General features: G+C 61.9%; 20 protein-coding genes. 12 read left to right on the plus strand and 8 right to left on the minus strand.

The genetic code is table 11. The features are described from left to right. The first annotated feature begins 57 nt into the window (after positions 1-57). Positions 58-2859: a DNA polymerase I gene (gene polA, locus BMW74_RS07630; RefSeq protein WP_093415926.1), complete on the plus strand. Its 2802-nt coding sequence runs from the start codon at positions 58-60 to the stop codon at positions 2857-2859. A 420-nt stretch (positions 2860-3279) separates the two neighbouring features. Here polA and yihA read toward each other — a convergent pair whose 3' ends face one another. Beyond that, positions 3280-3921 (minus strand): ribosome biogenesis GTP-binding protein YihA/YsxC, encoded by a 642-nt coding sequence (gene yihA / locus BMW74_RS07635; RefSeq protein ID WP_093415929.1) that lies wholly within the window; start codon positions 3919-3921, stop codon positions 3280-3282. Positions 3922-4112: 191 nt separating this feature from the next. Here yihA and BMW74_RS07640 point away from each other — a divergent pair, with 191 nt between their 5' ends. The 7 genes from BMW74_RS07640 (at position 4113) to BMW74_RS07670 (ending at position 11404) form a co-directional block, all read left to right on the plus strand. Continuing rightward, positions 4113-4403 (plus strand): c-type cytochrome, encoded by a 291-nt coding sequence (locus tag BMW74_RS07640; RefSeq protein ID WP_093415931.1) that lies wholly within the window; start codon positions 4113-4115, stop codon positions 4401-4403. Between the two features lie 46 nt (positions 4404-4449). Next, the gene (locus BMW74_RS07645) at positions 4450-5076 is read left to right on the plus strand and encodes a c-type cytochrome (RefSeq protein WP_093415934.1); all 627 of its coding nucleotides are present in this window, start codon (positions 4450-4452) and stop codon (positions 5074-5076) included. Between the two features lie 199 nt (positions 5077-5275). Beyond that, complete coding sequence (gene dsbA, locus BMW74_RS07650) at positions 5276-5917, plus strand: thiol:disulfide interchange protein DsbA (protein ID WP_093415937.1); 642 nt, start codon at positions 5276-5278, stop codon at positions 5915-5917. Between the two features lie 14 nt (positions 5918-5931). Then, positions 5932-6810 carry an endonuclease/exonuclease/phosphatase family protein gene (locus BMW74_RS07655; protein WP_093415940.1) on the plus strand — a complete coding sequence of 293 codons (879 nt, stop codon included), beginning with the start codon at positions 5932-5934 and terminating at the stop codon, positions 6808-6810. Further along, positions 6807-8834: a GGDEF domain-containing protein gene (locus BMW74_RS07660; protein WP_093415943.1), complete on the plus strand. Its 2028-nt coding sequence runs from the start codon at positions 6807-6809 to the stop codon at positions 8832-8834. The genes BMW74_RS07655 and BMW74_RS07660 overlap by 4 nt, the downstream gene beginning before the upstream one ends. Before the next feature lie 100 nt (positions 8835-8934). Then, entirely contained in the window at positions 8935-9714 is a 780-nt protein-coding gene (locus BMW74_RS07665; RefSeq protein ID WP_093415946.1) for an N-acetylmuramoyl-L-alanine amidase, read from the plus strand. 73 nt (positions 9715-9787) lie between these two features. Further along, complete coding sequence (locus BMW74_RS07670; protein WP_093415949.1) at positions 9788-11404, plus strand: EAL domain-containing protein; 1617 nt, start codon at positions 9788-9790, stop codon at positions 11402-11404. Positions 11405-11411: 7 nt separating this feature from the next. Here the strand turns inward: BMW74_RS07670 and BMW74_RS07675 are convergent, their stop codons facing one another. Both BMW74_RS07675 and algB read right to left on the minus strand, forming a co-directional pair. After that, entirely contained in the window at positions 11412-13202 is a 1791-nt protein-coding gene (locus BMW74_RS07675; RefSeq protein WP_093415952.1) for a KinB sensor domain-containing domain, read from the minus strand. A 10-nt stretch (positions 13203-13212) separates the two neighbouring features. After that, positions 13213-14559, minus strand: coding sequence for a sigma-54-dependent response regulator transcription factor AlgB (gene algB, locus BMW74_RS07680; protein ID WP_093415955.1), 1347 nt, complete (start codon positions 14557-14559; stop codon positions 13213-13215). Positions 14560-15004: 445 nt separating this feature from the next. Here algB and BMW74_RS07685 point away from each other — a divergent pair, with 445 nt between their 5' ends. The 4 genes from BMW74_RS07685 to BMW74_RS07700 all read left to right on the plus strand — a co-directional run bounded on the left by BMW74_RS07685 (position 15005) and on the right by BMW74_RS07700 (position 18966). Next, on the plus strand, positions 15005-15292 hold the full coding sequence (locus tag BMW74_RS07685) for a hypothetical protein (protein ID WP_093415961.1): 288 nt from the start codon (positions 15005-15007) through the stop codon (positions 15290-15292). Positions 15293-15361: 69 nt separating this feature from the next. After that, a complete protein-coding gene (locus tag BMW74_RS07690; protein ID WP_093415967.1) occupies positions 15362-15523 on the plus strand; it encodes a DUF1328 domain-containing protein in 162 nt (53 codons plus the stop codon). 653 nt (positions 15524-16176) lie between these two features. Further along, positions 16177-17508, plus strand: coding sequence for a glutamate/aspartate:proton symporter GltP (gltP, locus tag BMW74_RS07695; RefSeq protein WP_093415970.1), 1332 nt, complete (start codon positions 16177-16179; stop codon positions 17506-17508). Positions 17509-17736: 228 nt separating this feature from the next. Beyond that, positions 17737-18966, plus strand: a complete 1230-nt coding sequence (locus BMW74_RS07700) for a nucleoside recognition domain-containing protein (protein ID WP_093415973.1) — start codon at positions 17737-17739, stop codon at positions 18964-18966. 619 nt (positions 18967-19585) lie between these two features. Here the strand turns inward: BMW74_RS07700 and BMW74_RS07710 are convergent. From BMW74_RS07710 to BMW74_RS07730, 5 genes are all read right to left on the minus strand, one after another. Continuing rightward, positions 19586-20218, minus strand: a complete 633-nt coding sequence (locus BMW74_RS07710) for an ABC-type transport auxiliary lipoprotein family protein (protein WP_093415979.1) — start codon at positions 20216-20218, stop codon at positions 19586-19588. Then, positions 20215-21153: an MlaD family protein gene (locus BMW74_RS07715; RefSeq protein ID WP_093415982.1), complete on the minus strand. Its 939-nt coding sequence runs from the start codon at positions 21151-21153 to the stop codon at positions 20215-20217. The genes BMW74_RS07710 and BMW74_RS07715 overlap by 4 nt, the downstream gene beginning before the upstream one ends. A gap of 1 nt (position 21154) precedes the next feature. Beyond that, positions 21155-21958: an ABC transporter ATP-binding protein gene (locus tag BMW74_RS07720; protein ID WP_093415984.1), complete on the minus strand. Its 804-nt coding sequence runs from the start codon at positions 21956-21958 to the stop codon at positions 21155-21157. Next, entirely contained in the window at positions 21955-23088 is a 1134-nt protein-coding gene (locus tag BMW74_RS07725; protein WP_093415987.1) for an ABC transporter permease, read from the minus strand. Before BMW74_RS07725 ends, BMW74_RS07720 begins: the two co-directional genes overlap by 4 nt. A 66-nt stretch (positions 23089-23154) precedes the next feature. Then, the gene (locus BMW74_RS07730) at positions 23155-24198 is read right to left on the minus strand and encodes a DUF5924 family protein (RefSeq protein ID WP_093415990.1); all 1044 of its coding nucleotides are present in this window, start codon (positions 24196-24198) and stop codon (positions 23155-23157) included. Between the last annotated feature and the right edge of the window lie 88 nt (positions 24199-24286).

Below are 24286 nucleotides of genomic sequence, written 5' to 3' on the forward strand. Positions count from 1 at the left end.
GTCGTCAACGGTCCCGCTATTCTAGCGCCGGACCCGCCGAAAAGGTTGATCCTGCTCATGAGCCAAGCCCCCCTCGTCCTGGTGGACGGTTCTTCATACCTGTATCGCGCCTTCCACGCGCTGCCACCCTTGACCACGTCCAAAGGCCTGCCGACCGGCGCGGTCAAGGGCGTCCTGAACATGCTCAAGAGTCTGCGCAAGCAGTACCCGGATAGCCCGTTCGCCGTGGTGTTCGACGCCAAGGGCGGGACATTTCGCGATGACATGTACGCCGAATACAAGGCCAACCGTCCGAGCATGCCCGACGACATGCGGGTGCAGATCGAGCCGTTGCACGCCAGTGTGATCGCCATGGGCTTCCCGCTGTTGTGCGTCGAAGGTGTGGAGGCGGACGACGTGATCGGTACGCTGGCCCGCAGCAGCGCCGCCGCAGGCCGTCCGGTGGTGATCTCCACGGGCGACAAGGACATGGCGCAGTTGGTCGACGGGCACATTACCTTGGTCAACACCATGACCGGTAGCGCGATGGACGTGGCTGGCGTGAAGGAGAAATTCGGTGTCGCTCCCGAGCAGATCATCGATTACCTGGCGCTCATGGGCGACTCCTCCGACAACATTCCCGGCGTTCCCGGCATCGGGCCGAAGACGGCATCCGGCCTGTTGGTGGGCGTCAATGGTGGCCTGACCGAGCTGTATGCGCAGCTCGACATCGTCCCGACCCTGCCGATTCGGGGGGCGAAGACCCTGCCGGCCAAGCTCGAAGAGCACAAGGACATGGCGTTCCTGTCCTATGCACTGGCGACCATCAAGGTCGACGTGCCGCTGGACGTAGGGCTGGAGGACCTGCACCTGGGTGAGCCGGACCGTGAAAAGCTGGCCGAGCTCTACGCCCTGCTTGAATTCAAGAGCTGGCTCGACGAACTGCAACGTGATGCCAAGCGCGTAGAACTCAAGGCGGCGGCCCAGGCGGCGCCCGCGGTGGACCTGTTGAGTGAAGCCGAGCCCGAAGTGGCGGTGGTCGCCGAGGCGCAGTACGAAACCATCCTCGACCAGGCGCGTTTCGACGTTTGGCTGGCGAAGCTGAACAAGGCCAAGCTGTTCGCCTTCGACACCGAAACCACGGGCGTCGATGCCCAGCAGGCGCAACTGGTCGGGCTGTCCTTCGCCGTGCGCGCCAATGAAGCGGCCTACATCCCGCTGACCCACTCCTACATCGGCGTCCCGGACCAACTGGACCGCGACACCGTACTGCGGGCCTTGAAGCCACTGCTGGAAGATGAGACCAGGCTCAAGGTTGGCCAGCACGCCAAGTTCGACATCAACATCCTGGCCAACTGCGCCATCGGTGGCGACCCGGCCTGTGGCATCACGGTGCGCGGCGTTGCCTTCGACACCATGCTGGAGTCCTACGTACTCAACTCCACGGCGACCCGGCATGACATGGACAGCCTGGCGCAGAAGTACCTGGACCACACCACCGTGAGTTTTCAGGACATCGCCGGCAAGGGTGCCAAGCAACTGACGTTCGACCAGATCGCCCTTGAGCAGGCCGGACCTTACGCGGCCGAGGATGCCGACGTGACGCTGCGCCTGCATCAAGTCCTGCATGAGAAGCTGGCCGCTATCCCGACCCTGGCCAGCGTGCTCAGCGATATCGAGATGCCCCTGGTGCCGGTGCTGGCGCGCATCGAGCGCCAGGGTGCGCTGGTGGATGCGGAGTTGCTGGGCATCCAGAGCATTGAGCTGGGCAACAAGATGGTTGCCCTGGAGCGCGAAGCCTTCGAGATCGCCGGTGAGGAATTCAACCTCAGCTCGCCCAAGCAGTTGGGCGTGATCCTCTACGAAAAGCTCGGCTTGCCGGTGCTGAAGAAGACCGCCAAGGGCCAGCCGTCCACCGCCGAAGAGGTGCTGGCCAAGCTCGCGGAAGATGACTATCCGCTGCCCAAGGTGCTGATGCAGTACCGTTCCATGAGCAAGCTCAAAAGCACCTACACCGACCGGTTGCCAGAGCAGATCAACCCGCGCACCGGGCGCATCCACACCTCTTACCACCAGGCCGTGGCCTCCACGGGGCGCTTGTCCTCAAGTGATCCGAACCTGCAGAACATCCCCGTACGGACGGCCGAGGGCCGGCGTATTCGCCAGGCGTTTGTCGCGCCCAAGGGCTACAAGCTGCTGGCGGCGGACTATTCGCAGATCGAGTTGCGGATCATGGCCCACCTGTCCCGCGATGAAGGCTTGTTGAATGCCTTTCGCAACAACCTCGACGTGCACACCGCGACAGCGGCGGAAGTGTTCAAGGTCGAGCTGGCAGACGTGACGACCGATCAGCGGCGCAGTGCCAAGGCGATCAACTTCGGCCTGATCTACGGCATGGGCGCGCAGAAGCTCGGCAAGGACATCGGCGTTGGGGCCAAGCAGGCCAAGGCCTATATCGACACCTATTTCGCCCGCTACCCGGGAGTTCGCGAATATATGGACCGCACCCGTGCCCAGGCGGCGGACCAGGGCTACGTGGAAACGCTGTTCGGCCGGCGCCTGTACCTGCCGGAGATCAACTCCAACAAGCCGCAGGAACGTGCCGGCGCCGAGCGCACGGCGATCAACGCGCCGATGCAAGGCACGGCGGCAGACATCATCAAGCGCGCCATGGTGGCGGTGGATAACTGGCTGGCCGCTTCCGGCCTGGATGCCAGGGTCATCCTGCAGGTGCACGATGAATTGGTACTTGAGGTTCGCGAGGATCTGGTGGATCAGGTCAGCGAGGAGATTCGGGTGCACATGAGCGGCGCGGCCACCCTGGAGGTGCCACTGTTGGTGGAAGTGGGCGTGGGGAACAACTGGGACGAGGCTCACTAGGCCGATCCGGGCGGTTTTTCGGGGGGATTGCCGCGGCATAGTGTCGCGGCCAATCAGCGGCGAAGGGCTATTAGTTCGTAAAACACTTGGGCTTATTGCCAATGGGTTTTGAAATCAGTTTGAACTAAATCCATGAACCGCTACTCAGAGCTACTGTTGGGTGGTGAAGCCCTTCAATGCTCCTATGTTGTGTTAAGTGTTGGCAGATATCCGGACCCCTCCCCTGGCGGTCCGGGCCTTGGACCCCGAATTTTCCCTCCCCATAGAGATTCGGGGTTTTTTTTGCCTGAAAACTGCCTGTGCGTCGATCATGCGGCGTTAAACGTGCGGCTCGAAATGCTCACTTAGGCCCCTAGGCTCCGCTTTCGAGCCGCACGTTTGCCTTGCCTGATCGCCGCTCGGCGAGTTTTCGCTCCTGCCTTACTCGGCGACTTCTGCGCCCTTGTCCGCCAGCTCCATCCACTCCGCCAGCACGGTGTAGGCGTCTTCCAGGCCCAGGCGCTTTGGCGCCGAGAACAGCTGGATGGACACCGCATCGCCCCAGCCCTTGCGGATATCCGCCTGGACCTTGAGCAGCGTGTTCTTGGCGGCGCCATAGGTCAGCTTGTCGGCCTTGGTCAGCAAGATATGCATCGGCATGCCGCTGGCCACGGCCCAATCGAGCATCAGCAGGTCGAAGTCAGTCATTGGATGACGGATGTCCATCATCAGGATCAAGCCCTTCAGGCTCTCGCGGCTGCCCAGGTAGGCTTCCAGGTGACGCTGCCAGTGCAGCTTCAGCGGGATGGGTACTTTTGCATAACCGTAGCCCGGCAGGTCGACCAGACGCCGATCATCGTCTAGCTTGAAGAAGTTCAACAGCTGCGTGCGGCCCGGGGTTTTCGAGGTGCGCGCCAGGCTGGCGTGGGTCAGGGTGTTCAGGGCGCTGGATTTGCCGGCGTTGGAACGCCCGGCGAAGGCCACTTCAAAGCCCTCGTCATCGGGGCATTGATCAACTTTGGCAGCGCTGAGCATGAAGGTGGACTGTTGGCACAGACCGAGGATGGGGTTCTTGAGTTGCATGGGATTTCCGATATGGGCGGTGCCGAGAATGGTCGCAAAGAGCTGCGTCGTTTCCGTTTCAGTGACGCCAGTATATAATGCCGCAGATTTTGTGTGCGCTTTGTCCCAGCGTAGGATGAAGTTCACGAGAGCGATTGACCTTGATTGCGCATAAGAACGCAGCACGCTCTCAACCCTGAAAAGGTCGTTTTATGACGAAATGGCTGCTGGCTGCTGGTGTCTTGATGCCGCTTTATAGCGCGCAGGCTACACAGGATCCGGAAGTTGTGTACAACCGTGTTTGTGGCGCCTGTCATTCCGGCCAGCTGCCGACGGCGCCTCAAAAAGGCGATCAGCAAGCTTGGGCGCCAAGATTGGCGCAAGGTATGGAGACGCTGGTGCAACACGTGACCCAGGGTTTCAAGGCAATGCCGCCGCGTGGTTTGTGCATGGACTGCAGTGCCGAGGATTACCAGGCCATCATCCAGTGGATGAGCGAGTGATCCCGGTCCATAACTCTTTAACCCTTAGCCGTAGTTGGATTAGCTGATGAACAAATTGATCGTGAGTCTGCTGTTGACCGTGGGGATCTCCGGCATTGCCCATGCCGCAGGTAACGCAGTGACAGGCGATGCTAAAGCTGGTCAGGCGAAAGCCGCAGTCTGTGGTGCTTGCCATGGCCCGGATGGCAACAGCATGGCGCCAAACTTTCCAAAGCTGGCAGGCCAGGGTGAAAAATACCTGAGCAAGCAGTTGCACGACATCAAGTCGGGCAAGCGCACGGTCCTGGAAATGACCGGCCTGTTGACCAACCTGAGCGACCAGGACCTGGCTGACATTGCCGCCTACTTCGCTAGCCAGAAAGGTAGCGTCGGTGCAGCAGACCCGAAACTCGTGGCGCGCGGTGAAGCACTGTTCCGTGGCGGCGACTTGGCCAAGGGCCTGCCGGCCTGCACCGGTTGCCATTCGCCTAACGGTGCTGGCAACGCGGCGGCCGGCTTCCCGCACCTGGGTGGCCAGCATGCGTCGTACGTGGCCAAGCAACTGACCGACTTCCGCAAGGAAGAAGGCGGCCGCACCAACGACGGCGACACCAAGACCATGCAAACCATTGCTAAACGACTGAGCGACGAAGATATCGCGGCGGTCTCCAGCTACATCCAGGGCCTGCACTAAGGCCTCTCGGGCGGGCGTTGTGGCGGTATTGACCGCGCACAGCGTTAACGCTCGATTAATCCTTGGGTGCGAGCATAAAAAGGGTGGCCTTGGCCGCCCTTTTTTGTGGCCGCTGCCGTTACACTAGCGAACTCAAGCCCGCCGCGATGTGTCTGAACACTTGCCGAGCGAGGCGACCTAATTTGTCCAGGAGCAAAGCATGCGTAATCTGATTCTCAGCGCCGCACTCGTCACTGCCAGCCTGTTCGGCATGACCGCCCAGGCTGCCGAAGCGCCTAGCGCACCTTACGTCGAATTGAGCAATGCGGTGCCGGTCGCGGTGCCAGGCAAGATCGAAGTGGTGGAGTTGTTTTGGTACGGCTGCCCACATTGCTACTCATTTGAGCCGGTAATCAATCCATGGGTTGAGAAACTGCCGTCGGATGTGAATTTCGTGCGTATTCCCGCCATGTTCGGCGGCCCTTGGGACGCACACGGCCAGATGTTCTTGACCCTGGAAGCCATGGGCGTAGAGCACAAAGTTCACGCTGCGGTTTTTGACGCTATCCAGAACAAGCGCGAGAAGCTGGTCGATAAGAACGACATGGCCAACTTCCTGGCCACCCAGGGTGTCGACAAGGACAAGTTCCTCGCGACGTTCGATTCCTTTGCCATCAAAGGCAAAGTCGTCCAGGCCAAAGAGCTGGCCAAGAAGTATGAAATCTCCGGCGTCCCCACCCTGATTGTCAACGGTAAATACCGCTTCGACATTGGTTCTGCCGGCGGCCCTGAGCAAGCCCTGAACCTAGCGGATCAACTGGTTGCCAAAGAGCGAGCGACAAACAAGGCCGCCGCTAACTAAGCGCGCGCCCCGCCATGCGTCGCTGGGGTAATGAGCGCATCGTTGGCCTGCATGACCCGCAGGTCAACGAGCATCACCTGCAACCCGCGGGCTTGCCCGCAGACAGTCGCTTGCGCTTGCTCAGCTTCAATATCCAGGTCGGTATCAGTACCGAGCGCTATCGGCATTACCTGACCCGGGGCTGGCAGCACTTGCTGCCCCATGTCGGGCGTGCCGACAACCTACAAAAGATCGGCAACCTGCTGGGTGACTACGATTTGGTCGCCTTGCAGGAAGCCGATGGCGGCAGCCTGCGCTCGGGCTACGTCAACCAGGTCGAGCACCTGGCCCAACTCGGCGCCTTCCCCTACTGGTATCAACAACTCAATCGCAACCTGGGCCGCTTTGGCCAGCACAGCAATGGCGTGCTCAGCCGGCTGCGGCCGTGGCAGATCGAGGATCACCCGTTGCCAGGCCCCAAGGGCCGGGGCGCCATCCTGGTGCGCTTTGGCGAGGGCCCCGAAGCGTTAGTGGTGGTGATGATGCACCTGGCGTTGGGGGCACGGGTGCGCAGCCTGCAGTTGGCGTACATTCGCGAGCTGATTGGCGGCTATAAGCACCAGGTGTTGATGGGCGATATGAACACCCATGCCAGCGACCTGCTGCAAAGTTCGCCCTTGCGCGACCTTGGCCTGCTCGCGCCGCAAGTCGAAGCCACGTTCCCCAGCTGGCGCCCTCAGCGCTGCCTGGACCATATTCTGCTCAGCCCGACCTTGACCCTCGAACGGGTCGAAGTGCTGGCGCAGCCGATTTCAGATCACCTGCCGGTCGCGGTAGAGATTCGTCTGCCCGGTTCGCTCACGGCCGATGCATTGCCCGCGTTGAGCCCTGCCCTGCGCGGAACCCCTGAATGAGCGACGAAGCACAGCGCTGGAAAGAGAAGTACCTCAAGAGCATCGAACAACAGGAAAAACTCGAACGTCGCTGGGATGCCCGGCTCGACTTGTTGCGTCGTGGGCTGGTGCGCAGCACGCTGGCGGCGGAGGGCACCGACCGGGTGGTTGACCAGTGCATGAAGGAAATGCGCGAAGTCATCCGCACCAACGACATGGACGCCGGGTTGGCGGCGTTGCTGCCGCGTCTTGAAAAAGCCGTGCTCGACTCCGAACAGCGCCGTGAGACCCGGGTCGATCAGATTGGCACCGCGCTGACCGCCCTGGTCAATCAGCTCCAGAGCCTGCCGCTGCCCCGCGAAGTCAGCCGCCCGCTGAAGACGTTTGCCAAGCAGTTGGATGCCCGCGTCGGCCAGGCCCGAGAGATTCCCTTATTGCTCGGTGAACTGAGCAGTTTGCAGGCGCAGGCCATCGATGCACTGGAGACCCCCACGGAGCCCGCCCGCCCGGGGCTGCTGCAGCGTCTGTTTGGCGCTCGTGACGAGGACGCGCAAGCGCCGCAGGTCACGGGCGTGGTCGAGGTGGCGCCTGCCCCTGCCCCGAGCGCCGCTCCCGAGCCGAATCACGAGGTGCTGGCGCCCAGCCCTGAACCTTCCCTGCTGGCATCTGCTGCACCCGTGCCGGCTCCCGTCGCGGCACCGGCGCCATCCGTGGTTGCGGCGGTGCCGGTTGCTGAGCCGCTCGCTCCTGCGGTCGTGGCGTTTGTGCCGCCGGTGGTGGAACCCAAGGTGGCGCCCGCTCCGGTGTCGGACGTCGAGCAGGACCCGCCGGCTGCGGCGGCGCAGGTCGAGGAACTGGCACCCAAGGCCCCGCCGCCGGAAGAGCCCGAACCGTTGCCTGAGCCCCTGTTGCCAACGGAGGGCGAGGCGCCGGTCGAAGCCGACTCGGAGCACCCCGAGTACCCGGTGCACTATGCCCTCCCGGATTCACCCGAGCCTTCGTACAGTTCGGTCGCCAAGCACATTGAAAGCACACTGCTGGGCCTGCTGGACGACCTGACATTGCCTGAGCGCCACCGGCCGCAAGCCGAGGCCATGCGTGAGCGGCTGAAAAACGGACTCAATTGGTACGAACTGCTGCCGATCCTGGACGACCTGGCGGTGCTGATGCTGGCAATCACCGACAGCGGCCAGCACGAATTCGAAGTGTATCTAAAGCAACTCAACGAGCGGCTGGAGTCGTTCCAGAGCAACTTGCAAGCCGCCAGTGACGGGCATGCGGATAACCGCAGCGCGGCGCATGAGTTGGACACGCAAATCCGTGAGCAGGTCGATGGCTTACACAGCAGCATGCAGCAGGCCGAGGACCTGGAAGGCCTCAAGCACGTGCTGGAGAATCACCTCGAAGGCTTGCTCGGCACCATGGACCAGCATAAAAAGCAGCGCGACGAGCGTGAGCAGGAAGTCGCTATGCGCCTGCAGGGCCTGGCCGAGCGGGTGGCGAGCATGGAGCAGGAAGCCCAGGGCTATCGCGAGCACCTTGAAGAGCAGCGGCAGAAAGCCCTGGTCGACCCGCTGACCGGGTTGCCGAATCGCGCGGCGTGGAGCGAACGCTTGGAGCATGAGGTCGGGCAGTGGCAGCAGCACGGCAATACCCTGTTGCTGGCCATGCTCGACCTCGATCATTTCAAGCGCATTAACGACAACTACGGGCACCTGGCGGGCGACAAGGTACTGAAGATCATCGCCACCGTCCTGCGCAAGCGCCTGCGCGGATCAGACTTTATTGCGCGCTTTGGTGGCGAGGAGTTTGTGCTGCTGATGCCTGACACCTCGTTACCGGTGGGGGCCAAGCTGCTGGAAACCCTGCGTGCAGCGATCGAGGCCTGCCCGTTTCATTTCAAGGGCGAGCGGGTCACCATCAGCGTCTCTATCGGGATGAGTGCGTTCAAGGCGGGAGAACACAGCGATCTGGTGCTTAAAAGAGCCGATCAGGCGCTGTACCGGGCAAAGGATGCCGGTCGTAACCGGATCGAGATTGGCTGAGCCAATTGTTCCATTTTGTATAATCCCCGGCTTTTGCCGGCTCGGTCGCGGGCATTACGTTACACTGTTGCATTACTGTCTTCAGCGTACTGTCTCTGCCATGAAATTTATTGCCTTGCTTGTGTCGCTTATTGTCCTGGCCGGTTGTGCGAGCGGCCCGCGTATCGACACCCGCCATCCCTCGGTCAACTACGACAGCCGCGTGCAGTTTGTCGTGGTGCATTACACCTCCGCCTCGCTGGAGCGTTCGCTGGCCCTGCTGACCCATGGCGAAGTCAGCAGCCACTACCTGATTGGCGACGACAAGAACGGGACCATCTACAAGCTGGTGGATGAAAACTATCGCGCCTGGCATGCCGGTGAAAGTGAATGGCAGGGGCGTACCTGGTTGAACTCCAGCTCCATCGGCATTGAGATCGTCAACCCCGGCTACCGCGACATGCCCACTGGGCGCGTCTGGTATCCCTACAGTGAGGCACAGGTCCAATCGCTGATTGTCTTGATCAAAGACATCAACAAGCGATATGGCATCAGCCCTCGGCATGTGATTGGCCACAGCGACATTGCCCCGCTGCGCAAACTCGATCCGGGTCCGTTGTTCCCCTGGAAGCGCCTGGCTGAAGCCGGCGTTGCGGTCTGGCCGGACGAGCAGGCCGTGGCCCGCCAGCAAGCGGTATTTGCCGCGCAGTTGCCCAGCATCACCTGGTTCCAGGAAGAACTCGCCCGGCTGGGTTACGCCACGCCGCAGACCGGTGAACTGGATGTCGCCACGCGCCACGTGCTGGCCGCCTTCCAGATGCGTTTTCGTCCGGCGCGCTTTGACGGTACGCCAGATGCGCAAAGTGCAGCGATCCTGCAGGTGCTGAACCAGACAAAATAATGGCGCTTGTCCGAGGACTTTCGCTAAATCCAAATTAGTAGCTATAACTCATTGGTAATCCTTCGGATACTCGATGATGGCGGCCGCTAGGCAGACCCTACACCGTTGGTTCTATCGCCCCTGGCCCTTGGCGATGATGGCGGCTGCGCTGAGTCTCACGCTGCTGTTGACCGTCAGCCTGGGGGTGGCGTTGCGTCAGGTCCAACAGCGTGAAAGCGAACAGATGAACGCCCAGGGCGAACGTTTCCTTGAACGCCTGGAGCAATTGTTCGGCCAGTTGCGCGAAAGCCTCGATGACCTGGAGGCGCAGCCCTTGAGGGGGTGCAGCGCGCAAATGATCGCGGCGTTACAGGAGGTCAGCTTCAACTACCGATTTGTGTATGAAGCCGCCTACATCGATAAGTCGCAACTGTGTTCCAACCGCCCCCGCCAGGAAGACCTGGCCGCCGTTCGATCCCCCGACATCCAGGGCCCGACCTACAGCTACTGGCTCAACACCAGCACCGAGCCCAATGAGAACCGCGCGGCCTTGATGCTTGGGCGGGGCAACTTTCGGGTCGCGACCTCTCGCGGGCACCTGGCCGATATGGTCGACCTGATGCCGGGCAGCAGCTTGCTGGTGATTGTCGACCACGGCACTCGGGCCATACCGGTGCTGGGCGCCCCCCAGTCGTGGCCGCCGAAGGAGGCCTGGTCGCCCTTCAGCACTGAACCGCTGCAGATCACCCAGAATCGCCTGATCTATCGCATGCCCACCATCAACCCCGAATACCAACTGGTGCTGATCTCGCCGCGTACCGCCTTGCACCTGCCGGTCTTGTGGTGGTGGTTGGTGCCGTCGAGCTTGCTCCTGGGGGCCTGCATTGGCGCGGTGGTGTACTTGTTGGCTCGCCAGCGCCAGTCGATGGGCGGCGAGTTGCACGGTGCGCTCAAACGCGATGAGTTGCAGGTGCTGTACCAACCGATCTTTGACTTGGGCAGCCGCCAGTGTGTCGGTGCCGAAGCCTTGTTGCGCTGGCGGCGCCCGGACGGAACGCTGACCAGCCCGGACCTGTTCATTCCCATGGCGGAGAACTCCGGACAGATCCGCCAGATCACCGACTTTGTCCTGGAACGCTTGCTCAAGCAGCTTGGCCAGTTGTTGCGGGCCAACCCGCAGCTCTATATCTCGGTCAACCTGGCGGCCTGTGACGTGATGGTGCCCAGGATTGGCGAGGTCATGGCGCGGTTACTGGCCCAGCACCAGGTGGCGGCCCATCAGATCGCGTTCGAGGTCACCGAGCGCGGGCTGATCGACGTGGTGGTCGCACGGCAGAACCTGCAAGCCTTGCGCGATGCCGGGCATCAAGTGTTGATCGATGACTTCGGCACGGGCTATTGCAGCCTGGCGTACCTGCAAACCTTGCCGGTGGATTGCCTGAAGATCGACAAGGCGTTCATCGATGCGCTGGGCCATGACGCGGCCAGCAGCGGCGTGGCGCCCCACATCATTCGCATGGCCCATGCCTTGCAGCTCAAGGTGATCGCCGAGGGCATCGAACATGAGGAACAGGTGATGTACCTGAGCAGCGAAGGCGTGCACTACGGCCAGGGCTGGTTGTTCGCCCATGCCCTGAGCGCCGCGCAGTTGATCGAGTTGGTGACCCATGGTCGCCGGCGGTCGCCGCGGCGCATCGAAGACGAGGCCTGAGCAGCGGTTACAGCGGCAACGTCATATAGAACTGCGTACCCTGCCCTGGCCGTGAGTAAACCCCCATGCGGCCGCCATGCAACTGCACGATCTCCTTGCACAGGGCCAGGCCGAGCCCGGCGCCACCTTTTTTGCGTCCGACCTGCACGAAGGGCTCGAAAATCCGCCCCTGCTGGCCGTAGGCAATGCCTTCGCCATTGTCTTCGACGCTGACGATCACCCGCTCGCCATGGCGCCGGGCCTGCAGGCGTATCTGGCCGTTGTGGCCGGTGTGACGCAAGGCGTTGTCGATCAGGTTGTCCAGGACCCGGGTCAGTTGTACCGGGTCGGCTTGCAACGGAGGCAGCGGCACCTGCATGTGCACCAACAACTCGATGCCTTGCTGCTGCGCGCGCTCGATGAAGCGTCGCTGCGCCTGTCCCAGCAGCTCATCGACGCTGCACGGGGCCAGGGTGAGTTTCTGCAGGCCGTTCTGATAGCGGGAAAAATTCAACAGGTCGTTGATCAACTGCATCAAACGCTGCATTTCTTCGTTCACGGTATTAAGCAGGTCGGTCTCGCGGGAGTCCTCGGCAAAGCGCGTGCGCTCGCGAAACAAGCCGAAGGCCATGTGCATGCCGGTGACCGGCGTGCGCAGCTCGTGGGACGCCCGCAGCACGAACTCACTGCGCACGCGCTCGAACGCCCGTTGCTCGGTGACGTCATGCAGCACCATGACGGCGCCAAGGATATGGCCTTCGGTGTGGCTGACGGGGGTCAGGCTGTACGTCAGCAGGCGTGACTCGCCTTCGACGTTGACGCTCAGGTCTTCAGGCGCGCGCTCCAGCGAGCCGCCGTGCAGGACCAGTTGCAACTGCTCATCGAGTTCCGGGCGTTGCAGCGCCGTACCCAGGCCGGTGCCGAGGCTGGCGTCATCCCAACCCAATTGGCGCTGGGCAACCGGGTTCAAGTGCTCCAGGCGGCCCTGGCGGTCGATGATCAGCAACCCGTCGTCGATGCTGTCGAGCACCGCCTGCAAGCGTTGCTGGCCCGCCAGCAGTTCATCGACGTTGGTGGCCTGATGCTCGCGCAGGGCTTGGGCCATGATCCCGAAGCGCCGGGTCAATAGGTTCATTTCCAGGGTTGGCGTGACCGGCAGGGTGACGTCGAAGTTGCCCTGGCCAATCTTGTCCGCCGCCTTGGCCAGCGCCTCGATGGGTGCACCGAAGCGTTGGGCGATGCCGTGGGCGGTAATGAAACCGATGATCAGCACCGCCAGCCCGACGAATCCCAGCAGGCCGGCCACCAGCAGTGCGCGCTCACGGGCGCTGCGCTGGGTGCTGTTGATGTTTTCCAGGGCCTGCCTGTGTTCGTTGATCAGGCCGTTGCGCAGGGCATTGAATTGTTCGGTGAACGCCTGGTTGCCGTTCAATCTGGCGGACGGCGCTTGCGAGGCGCTGAAGGCGTCGAGGAAGGCCTGGTAGTGATCGCGGGCCTGCTGGAACCCATGGTGCTCGCCGTCGAGGTTGTGTTCGTGGCGGATGCCCTGGTCCAACAGCTCGAAATACTTCCGTTCCGAGGCTTGCAGTGCCTCAAGGTCGGGGGTTTCGTTGAGCATGTTGATCAGTTGGTCGCCCAGGGTCTGGCGCAGCTTGAGGCCCAGGTCCAGAGTGATGAAGTTGTCCCGGATCAGCGCTTCCTGGTTGTTGGCCATCTGCATCACGCTGACGAGCCCCAGCACCAGCCCGAGCAAGGCCACGGTCATCAGCGCCGAGATGCTCAGAAACAGCCGCGTGCGCAACTTCATCGCCAACTTCATAGCGTCTTGCTCACAGGTTGTACTGTTTGCGTTTGCGGTACAGGGTCGAGGCGTCGATCCCCAGGGTTTTTGCGGCCTGGTCCAGCGTGCCGGCGCTGGCCAGGACCGCGCCGATGTGGGCTTTTTCCAGTTCATCGAGGCTCAGCGCTGCGCCGATTCGCGGGGTGTTGTTGACGGGTTGCTCGGCCATGCCCAAGTGGCTGATGTCAACGCGCTCCTGGGGGCAGATGATGCTGGCCCGCTCGACCACGTTGCGCAGTTCGCGGATGTTGCCGGGCCAGCGGTAGCCCAGCAGCGCCTCGCGGGCCTCGTCGCTGAAGCTGCGGGCGGGTCGTGCGTATTCTTTGACGAACCGGGCCAGAAAGCGGTCGGCAAGGGTCAGGATGTCCTCGGCACGCTCGCGCAACGGGGGCAAATGCAGGGTTATGACGTTCAGGCGGTACAGCAGGTCTTCGCGGAAGCGGCCGTCGCGCACCATGTCTTCCAGGTTGAGGTTGGTGGCGGCGAGGATCCGCACGTCGGCAAGGCGAGTCACCGGATCGCCGACGCGCTCATATTCCTTGTCCTGGATGAAGCGCAGCAGCTTGGGTTGCAACGTCAGGGGGAAATCGCCGATCTCGTCGAGAAACAGCGTGCCGCCATCGGCCTGGTTGACCCGGCCAAGGGTGCTTTCGCTGGCCCCGGTAAAGGCGCCGCGACTGTGGCCGAACAGCTCGCTCTCCATCAGCTCGGCGGTCAGTGACGGGCAGTTGATGGTGACGCAGGACTTCTTCGCGCGTTTGCTCCAGCCATGAATGGCCCGGGCCAGCTCGCCTTTGCCGGTGCCCGACTCGCCAAGGATCAGGATGTTGGCGTCGGTACCGGCGACCTGGCGGGCGGTTTCCAGTACGACTTTCATCGCCGGACTGTGGGAGTCCAGGCCATCGCTGGACTTGCGCACTTCACCTTCCAGGGCTTCCAGGCGTGCCGAAAGCTGGCGCACCTCCAATTGCTTGGCGGTGGCCAGGCGCAGTTGATCGGGGCTGCAGGGTTTGACCAGGTAATCGGCGGCGCCGGCCTGGATTGCGTCGACCGCGGTGTCGACCGCCGAATGGGCGGTGACAATCACGACGCGCATCCAGGGCGCTTGGATACGCATTTGCGCCAGTACATCCAGGCCGTTGTCTTCCCCGAGGCGCAGGTCGAGGAAGCACAGGTCGAACACCTGGCGTTGCAGCAGGACGTCCGCCTGGGCGGCGCTGTTGGCCGTGGCCACGCTGTAGCCTTCGTCTTCGAGGCAGTAGCGGAAGGTACGCAGAATGGCGGACTCGTCGTCCACCAGCAGAATGCGGCCCTGGTGCTCGTTGGCGGATTCCATCTTTTCCTGCGCTCCTTAAACGAATGAATAATCGGTGTGGGTCCCGATGGAATCGGGCAAGTTGCATGGTTGATTCTGGTCGCTTCTGGCAAGCGCCGGGTAGTTATCTACGCTCTACACGCATAACACTATGATTTTTAGTGGTATTTACTAAAAAACGAGCATTCCGACAGCCGTCTGCCTAGCTTTCTGACACTCGCGGGCCCTCATACATTCCATAAATTTTTGCCTGACGTTAAATGGATCGTGCATAACGCACGGTTCGTCATCGCGGATCGTGCAGGATGCGTTCAGTCGGGATTTGATAAAACCTATATCTAATTGATTTTATTGGGTTTTATTCATATGAAAAAGCTGGCATGCGCACTGCAGTGCCTTGGTTACCAGGGGTGAGCATGACCAGGCCCCCGCTACCCGTCGCTACCCGTGTAGGAGGAGTTTGAGGATGAGTCGCCAACGTGCCGCCCAACGGCGTCCTTCGCCACGGTCTATCCAGCAAGGCGTGTCCATCGTCCTCGCCTTTGTCATCACCTTGATCGGTGGCCAACAGTTCCTGCTTTGGCAGCACAGTCAGCAGGCAGACGCGACGATTGCCCCGGCCCAGCATCTTGCCCAGGCCCATTTCAGCGCCGTCAGCAGCAGGCCTGCCGATGGCGCCCCCGCGCGAATGATGGACGTCGGCCAGGCAGAGCCCGGTTACGAAGTGTCACGTCAGGAACGCTGGGTGTTTTAACAGGCCGGCTGCGCGCTTCCTGCAGCGGCACACGCAGCACCTCTAAATAGAAGCGTAAGGAGAACCATCATGCTGAGTTGGGCTGTCACATTCCTGATCATTGCCATTGTCGCTGCTGTGCTGGGCTTCGGTGGTATCGCGGGCACTGCCACGGGGATCGCCAAGATTCTGTTTGTCGTGTTCCTGGTGATGTTCATTGCTTCCTTCTTCTTTGGCCGCCGCCGAGGCTGACACTGCGCGTTTGAACACCGAAAGCGCTGCGCATCAGCGCTTTCTTTTATACCCAGCCGACGACAGTGGATGGATCACCCGGGGCCGGGTCAGGAAAAACAGCGCCGCCGATTCACCCTTCGTTCGCGAGGTGGGGAATCGGCGGCGCGTTGGGTTGTGCAGGACCTCGCCCAGAGATTTTTATGGGCAGCCCATCTGGTCGATCAGCTTCGACTAAGCTTCACAAAGCATTTCGCGGTGTTTCCTAACGACCGTATATCTAGAAATTTATCGTTAATTTCCGATGACTTTTCGCTGTTGTGAGTAGGGGTTTTCCTGAGTTTTTGTCCCCGTTCGGCTGATCACAAAACAACCCGTGATCCTCTGTGATGGCCGGTTCACGGCACTTATGACTGCCGAAATGGCGTATTCGAACCGGTTGGGACGTTCGTTTTATTTAAAAAATCCCATGCCGATTCGGCATGGGGTAGGCGTTTACGGCATTAGACGCGGTGTCCTTGCATCGGAATAGTTGCGCCTTTTTTCGCCTGCCAGAGAGCCGTAAATACGCGCTCCGGGGCACCTTATACGGGGGACAGATGCACTGACTTTTACGCCATTGAGCGTTGCAGTTCGCGCATCTTCCCGAGTCAAACGCAAGTAAGGGTAATGATATGAAGAAGGCAAAGCTAAGCCTCGCCTGGCAGATCCTCATCGGTCTGGTACTGGGCATTGCAATCGGGGCACTGCTCAACCATTTCAGTGCCGAAAAAGCCTGGTGGATCAGCAACGTCCTGCAACCTGCGGGCGACATCTTTATCCGTCTGATCAAAATGATCGTGATCCCTATCGTGATCTCCTCGTTGATCGTCGGGATTGCCGGCGTTGGGGACGCGAAGAAGCTCGGGCGCATTGGCGTCAAGACCATCATTTACTTTGAAGTCGTGACCACCATCGCCATCCTGGTGGGCCTGGTGCTGGCTAACCTGTTCCATCCGGGCGCGGGGATCGACATGAGCACCCTGGGTACGGTGGATATCTCCAAGTACCAGGCCACGGCTGCCGAGGTCCAGCATGAACACGCGTTCATCGAGACCATCCTCAACCTGATCCCGTCGAACATCTTCGCTGCCATTGCGCGTGGCGAGATGCTGCCGATCATCTTCTTCTCGGTGTTGTTCGGTCTCGGCCTGTCGAGCCTGCAATCGGACCTGCGCGAGCCGCTGGTGAAGATGTTCCAGGGCGTATCGGAAAGCATGTTCAAGGTCACTCACATGATCATGAACTACGCGCCTATCGGTGTATTCGCACTGATCGCCGTGACCGTGGCCAACTTCGGCTTCGCCTCGTTGCTGCCACTGGCCAAGCTGGTGATCCTGGTTTACGTCGCCATTATCTTCTTTGCCTTCGTCGTGCTGGGCCTGATTGCCCGCCTGTTCGGCTTCTCGGTGATCAAGCTGATGCGCATCTTCAAGGATGAGCTGGTGCTGGCTTACTCCACCGCGAGCTCTGAAACCGTGCTGCCACGCGTGATCGAGAAGATGGAAGCCTACGGTGCGCCAAAAGCCATTTGCAGCTTCGTGGTGCCGACCGGCTATTCGTTCAACCTCGACGGTTCGACCCTGTACCAGAGCATCGCGGCGATCTTCATTGCCCAGCTCTATGGCATCGACCTGTCCATCAGCCAGCAACTGCTGCTGGTACTGACCCTGATGGTCACCTCCAAAGGTATCGCCGGCGTGCCGGGCGTGTCCTTCGTGGTGCTGCTGGCGACCCTGGGCAGCGTGGGCATTCCATTGGAAGGCCTGGCGTTCATCGCCGGTGTCGACCGCATCATGGACATGGCCCGTACCGCCCTGAACGTGATCGGCAACGCCCTGGCGGTGTTGGTGATCGCACGTTGGGAAGGCATGTACGACGACGCCAAGGGCCAGCGCTACTGGAACTCCCTGCCGCACTGGCGCAGCAAAGAGAAGCTGCCGGCGGGTGAGTCGTCGAGCAACTGATAGCAAAACGCTGCAGGACTGCTTTATGTGGGAGCGAGTTTGCTCGCGATGACGGACTGACCGCTAACACTTACGTTGGCTGAAACACCGCGATCGCGAGCAGGCTCGCTCCCACAGAGAATGGAGGCTAGCGGCCAGCGCAGCACCCGACAAACCCCGGAGAAATCCGGGGTTTGTCGTTTCAGCCCACCCCGCTATCATTCGCGCATCTTCTTGGGGGTATGACTGATGCTCAATGGCCTGTGGCTCGGGTTTTTCATCGTAGCGGCCGTTTCGGCACTGGCGCAGTGGCTGATCGGCGGCAATGCCGGGATCTTCGCGGCGATGGTGGAAAGCATCTTCGCCATGGCCAAGCTGTCGGTCGAAGTGATGGTGCTGCTGTTCGGCACCCTGACCCTGTGGCTGGGTTTCCTGAAGATTGCCGAGAAGGCGGGCATCGTCGACTGGCTGGCCAAGGCCCTGGGGCCATTGTTCTTGCGCTTGATGCCGGAAGTGCCGGCGGGGCATCCGGCCATTGGCCTGATTACCCTCAACTTCGCCGCCAACGGCCTGGGCCTGGATAACGCGGCCACGCCCATTGGCCTGAAAGCCATGAAAGCCCTGCAGGAGCTCAACCCGAGTAAAACGGTAGCGAGCAACGCGCAGATCCTGTTCCTGGTGCTTAACGCTTCGTCCCTGACCCTGTTGCCGGTGACGATCTTTATGTACCGCGCCCAGCAAGGCGCGCCGGACCCGACCCTGGTGTTCCTGCCGATTCTGCTGGCGACCAGTTGCTCGACCCTGGTCGGCCTGCTGTCGGTGGCATTCATGCAGCGCCTGCGCCTGTGGGACCCGGTGGTGCTCGCCTACCTGATTCCGGGGGCGCTGGCCCTGGGTGGCTTCATGGCCTTGCTGGCGACGCTCTCGGCCACGGCGCTGGCGGGCTTGTCCTCGATCCTCGGCAACCTGACGCTGTTCGGGTTGATCATGCTGTTCCTGTTGGTCGGTGCGCTGCGCAAGGTCAAGGTCTACGAAACGTTCGTCGAGGGTGCCAAGGAAGGTTTCGACGTGGCCAAGAACCTGCTGCCGTATCTGGTGGCGATGCTTTGTGCGGTGGGTGTGCTGCGGGCTTCCGGGGCGTTGGACTTCGGGCTTGATGGGATTCGCCACCTGGTGGAGTGGGCTGGCTGGGACACGCGTTTCGTCGATGCCTTGCCGACGGCGATGGTCAAGCCATTCTCGGGCAGCGCCGCTCGGGCGATGCTGATCGAAACCATGCAGACTTCCGGGGTCGACAGTTTCCCGGCGTTGGTGGCTGCCACCGTTCAGGGCAGTACCGAAACCACGTTCTATGTGTTGGCGGTGTACTTTGGCGCGGTGGGGATCCAGCGCGCCCGGCATGCGGTGGGTTGCGCCCTGCTGGCGGAGTTTGCTGGGGTGGTTGGCGCGATTGGCGTTTGCTACTGGTTCTTTGGCTGAAGGTTTAACGCTGGTGGGAGTGGGCTGGCTCGCGAGGCGGCCTATCACTGGCGGGTGTACATATCCGTTGCTGTGGCCATGGCTGCTGGCGGTTTCGCCCTTACGGCGACTCACTTTTTTTACAAGCGCCTAAAAAAAGTAAGCAAAAAAACGCTCGCCCCGAGCGTCCGGCCCCTCGCTAAGGCTCGGGGTTCCTTCGCTGCGGTATCCCTCTGGGGGCATCGCCTCCGGTTTGCTGCGCTGCACCTCCATGCGATGAGTTCGACTGCGTCGAACGGCGCTGCGCGCCAGTCCCCAGAGGGACACCTCCACTCAGCCTGCCGAAGGGGCGGGTGGATCAAAAGCCAGATCAAGATCAAGAGCTTCAGGCGAGCTACCGCTCGGCCTGTTGAGTGGTGAAGAGCGGATCGGGGGGCGGTGGGAGTCTGGTGATGATGCTGGATTTGCTTTTGGTGGGAGCTGGCTTGCCTGCGAAGGCGGCCTATCAGCCGACCAATGTCTAGCAGCAGTACACCAATCCACTGTGGGAGCGAGCCCACTCGCGAAGGCGGCCTATCAGCCGACCAGTCCCTTGCCGATACACCTCACTCCCATAGGTGTTGCTTTGGACCCTCAGGCCTCAGGGCCTCGCGGGCGCGACTTTCTGCCCCTGCTCCACGGTCCAGGCGATCACCTGCCGGGTCAGTGTATCGCCCGCCTGGCCGAATCCGACTACGACACCAGGGACTTGCAGGTCACTCAGCGGCTGGTGCACTTCAAAGCGTTTGCTGGCGAGGATGCGTTGGTCGGTGCCGCGCACCAGCAGGGCGTCCAGGCGAATGACCACTTCGGCGCTATTGCCCTGATACTCGGTCTGGAAGGCCTGCAGGTTGCCGCCCAGTTCCAGGTCGGTCTGGAAGTTGCTGTCGTCAGTGCTCAGCAGCGTCACCCGGCCGTCCTGGGCGAAGCCGTCGAGCAGGCGGTTGCGCAGCAGGATGGGTGTCGGGTTGTTCCAGCGCGAGGCCTTGTAGGCGCTGATCAGGTTGCCTTGGGGGATCACGGCGATCTTGGTGTCGTTCAGTGCGTCACCGGTCTGGGGCTTGGAGACTTTCAGCGACCAGGACACGGCGCGGGCCTGGGGTGTCGCGCTTTGCGTGGCCGGCAGGCGATAGACGTCCTGCGGCTGCGGCTTGGGAAGGATCGAGCAGGCGCTGCTCAGTGCCAGGCTGGCCAGCAACGTGCCATGGGCCAAGGTGCGGTAGACGCGCTTCATGGGGTGAACTCCTTGTCGTTATCGCCGCCGAGCAAGTAGCCGCTGGGGTTGGCTTCCAGGCGGCGCGAAATGGCGCGCAGCGAACTCAGGGTATCGCGCAACTCGCGGATCGCCGGGGCCAGGCTGTTGAGGCCTTGCATGCCGTTACCCAGGGCGTCCTGATTGTTGTTCAACAGGGTATTAATGGTGGCGGTGCTCTGTTCCAGGGATTTCATCGCGTGCTCGGCGCTGCCGAACATCTGCTTGCCCTGGTCGTTGAGCAGGCCGTTGGCGCTGCGCATCAGTGCGGCAGTTTGCTCCATGGCGGCGCTGGCCTGTTTGCCCACCGCAGACAGTTGCTGCATGGCCAGGCGCACGTCGCCGCGCTGGTCAGCGATGGCGTCGGTGGTTTGCTCCAGGTTTTCCAGGGTCTTGCTCACGCGCCCGACGTTCTCCGCCGACAGCAATTGATTGGCGTTATCCAATAGCCGGCTGACGCTGCCCATCAGGTCTTCGCTGTTATTGAGCAGTTGGGAAATGGGCGATGGCGTGGCGACGATTTCTGGCAGGTTGCCATCCTTGCCGCGCAGGGTTTGGCTTTGGGGCGTGCCGCCGCTGAGCTGGATGATCGAGGTGCCGGTGATGCCGGTCAGCGCGAGCTTGGCGAGGGTGTCTTCTTTGACCGGGGTTTCGCCGCTCAGGCGAATACGCGCCAGCACGCGGCGCGGGTCCTTGGGGTCCAGGCGCAGGCTGACCACGTCGCCGACCTTGATCCCGCTGTACTGCACCGAGCTGCCTTTGGACAGGCCGCTGACGGCCTCGTTGAAGACGATCTCGTAGTCCTTGAATTCACTGTCGACGCTGGACTTGGCCAGCCACAGGCCGAACAGCAGGGCACCGGCCACCACAATGACGGTGAACAGGCCGATCAATACATGATGGGCTCGGGTTTCCATGTCATACCTCGTTAAGCTGTGAAGCGGCGGTGAGCGCCGCACGGCCACGTGGGCCATGAAAATACTCGTGAATCCACGGGTCGTCGGTTTCCGATACGACGTCGATGGCATCGGCCACCAACACCTTTTTCTGCGCCAGCACCGCCACCCGGTCGGTGATGGTGTAGAGCGTGTCCAGGTCGTGGGTCACCAGGAACACACTCAAGCCCAGCGCGTCGCGCAGGGTCAGGATCAGTTGGTCGAAGGCCGCCGCGCCGATGGGGTCGAGGCCGGCGGTCGGTTCATCGAGAAACAGGATGTCCGGGTCCAGCGCCAGGGCCCGGGCCAGCGCGGCGCGCTTGATCATGCCGCCGGACAGCGAGGACGGGTATTTGTCGGCCGCCGACAGCGGCAATCCGGCCAGGGCCAGCTTCACCGCCGCCAGGTGCTCGGCGTCGCTGCGGCTCAGGCCGGCGTGCTCGATCAAAGGCAGTGCGACGTTCTCGGTGACCGTCAGCGACGAAAACAAGGCGCCCTTCTGGAACAGCACGCCAAACCGCCGCTCGACCATCGAGCGCTCATGCTCCGACAGGCTCGGCAGGTTCTTGCCGAACACCCTGACCTCGCCCGCGCTGGGCTGGCGCAGGCCGATGATGCTGCGCAGCAGCACCGACTTGCCGCTGCCGGAGCCACCGACCACGGCGAGAATCTCACCCTTGTACAAGTCCAGGTCGAGGTTTTCATGCACGCTCTGGCTACCGAAGCGATTGCACAGTCCACGCACTTCAATCACCGCCTCGCTCGGCGCACGCTGAACGCGACTCACCAGCCCATCTCCATAAAGAACAAGGCGGCAACCGCATCGAGCACGATCACCACGAAAATCGATTGCACCACGCTGGAGGTGGTGTGGGCGCCGACGGATTCGGCGCTGCCGCTGACCTTGAAGCCTTCCAGGCAGCCGATGGCGGCGATCAGGAAAGCGAAGATCGGCGCTTTTACCATGCCCACCAGGAAGTGCTGGACGCCGATGTCCGATTGCAGCAGGGACAGGAACATGGCCGGCGAGATGTCCAGGGACAGCGCGCAGACGACCCCGCCGCCGATGATTCCCGAGAGCATGGCCAGGAACGTCAGCATCGGCAGCGCCACCAGCAACGCCAGCACCCTCGGCACGACCAGCAACTCGGTCGGGTCCAGGCCCAGGGTGCGGATGGCGTCGATTTCTTCGTTGGCCTTCATCGAGCCGATTTGTGCGGTGAAGGCACTGGCCGTGCGACCGGCCATGAGGATGGCGGTCAGCAACACGCCGAACTCACGCAGGAAGGAAAACGCCACCAGGTCCACGGTGAAGATACTCGCGCCAAAGCTGGCGAGCACGGTGGCCCCGAGGAAGGCCACCACGGCTCCGACGAGGAAGGTCAGCAGCGCGACGATGGGCGCGGCGTCGAGCCCCGTCTGTTCAATGTGGGCCACCACCGAGGTCATGCGCCAGCGTTTGGGCTGGAGCAGGGTGCGGGCGATGGTTTCCAGGATCAGGCCGATAAAGCCCAGCAGTTGCAGGCTGTCCTGCCAGATCGTATAGACGGCGCTGCCGATGCGGCTGAGCAACTGCAGGCTGACACTGACTTCAGGTTCCTTGATCGGGATGCAGAAGTCGGTCATTGAGCGGTAGACCGTCTGCAGCAGCGCGCGGTCGGCGGCGGACAGGCTGCAATCGGGGTGTTCGGCCGACTGGCCGAGGCGTTCGCTGCCCAGCAGCTCGACCAGCAGCGAGGCCCCCGCGGTGTCCAGCGCGCCCAGGCCATTGAGGTCAATGGTCGTGTGTTCGTCGTACTGGCCCTTGAGGGTTTGGCTCAGGTGCTTGAGGTCGGTGTAATGGGCGAGCGTCCAGTCCCCCGTGACGCGCAACTGCGCAGGGGCGTGGGAGGTGTCTAGTTGGGCACTGCCGGCCATGTTATTGCTCATAAGCTCCGTGCTTGTTCGGCTCAAACGCAGTGCTACGTAATAGCACGATCCTGGTTATTTTGCCTGGCTTGGCGCGACGTTGTTTTGACGTGTGTCGGTCACTTCGAAGCGCAGCACACCGATGACCTGGCCATCTTCGGTCAATACGCGGACCTGCCAGTCGCCGACCGGGTTACCCGGGAAGTTCTGCTTGTGGGTCCAGGCCCGATAGCCTTCCTTGCGCCCACCGCGGATATCCAGGGCGATGCGGTCGACCTCCTGGCCGTTGAACTTCCACACGTGGTAGATCCGCTCATCCAGCCCGCGTGGCGCGTTGATGGCGGTGTAGGCATACAGGCCGTCGCGGCGCAGTTGGCTGACGCTGATCTCCTTGAGGCTGTCGCCCGGGGTACGGTCCTGCAATTGCGGGCTGATGGCCACTTCGGTCATCCACAACGTCGCCGGCGGCACCCATGAGCGCAGGAACCAGCCCGCCGCGCCAATGGCCAGGGTGATGCTCAGCACGCTCAGGCCGCCGCGCCAGGTGCGGATCGGGAAGATCGACGCCAGGCTGGGAAACGACAGCAGCATGGCGATGCCCAGGGCCAGCTTGAAGCTCTGGGCGGTGGTCAGGTGCAGGATGATCGGCAGCGCGGTCAGCAACGCGGCAAACAACGTCAGGGTGTGCAGCGCCAGGAACAACCAACGCCGCGGCGCCAGCCATTTGTAGTACAGCGGGTCGATGATCGAAATCAGCGCCGCGGCCCCCAGCAGGCCGGTGAACACCAGTTGCCCGCTGTTCCAGGTGGTGGTGATGAAAAAGAACGGCAGGACGAAGAACAGGCTTTCCTGGTGGATCATCTGCGTGGCATAGCGCAGCAGGGGCTGGGGGATTTCGCGCTTGAACACCTGGGTGAACAGCTGCGTCAGGCTGTTTTCCAGCATCAGCCAGAGCCAACTGACCAGCATGATGGTGGCGATCCAGGTCGCCAGGCCTTGTTGGCGGTCGACCAGGATGAAACTGCCGACCCCCGAGATGAACCCCCCCAGCGCAATGACCCCGGGATAGCGCTTCATCAGTTCGAGGAGGCGCTGTACGTATAGGGTCAGGTTAGGCATTCGGCGGTTCACAGTGATCAGAGGGACAAGCCGGCACAGGATACCGCTGGTGAGAAACAGACGCGACCCTTGTGGGAGCGAGCCTGCT

It is taken from the genome of Pseudomonas sp. ok272, from assembly GCF_900109995.1.
Classification (GTDB): Bacteria; Pseudomonadota; Gammaproteobacteria; order Pseudomonadales; family Pseudomonadaceae; genus Aquipseudomonas.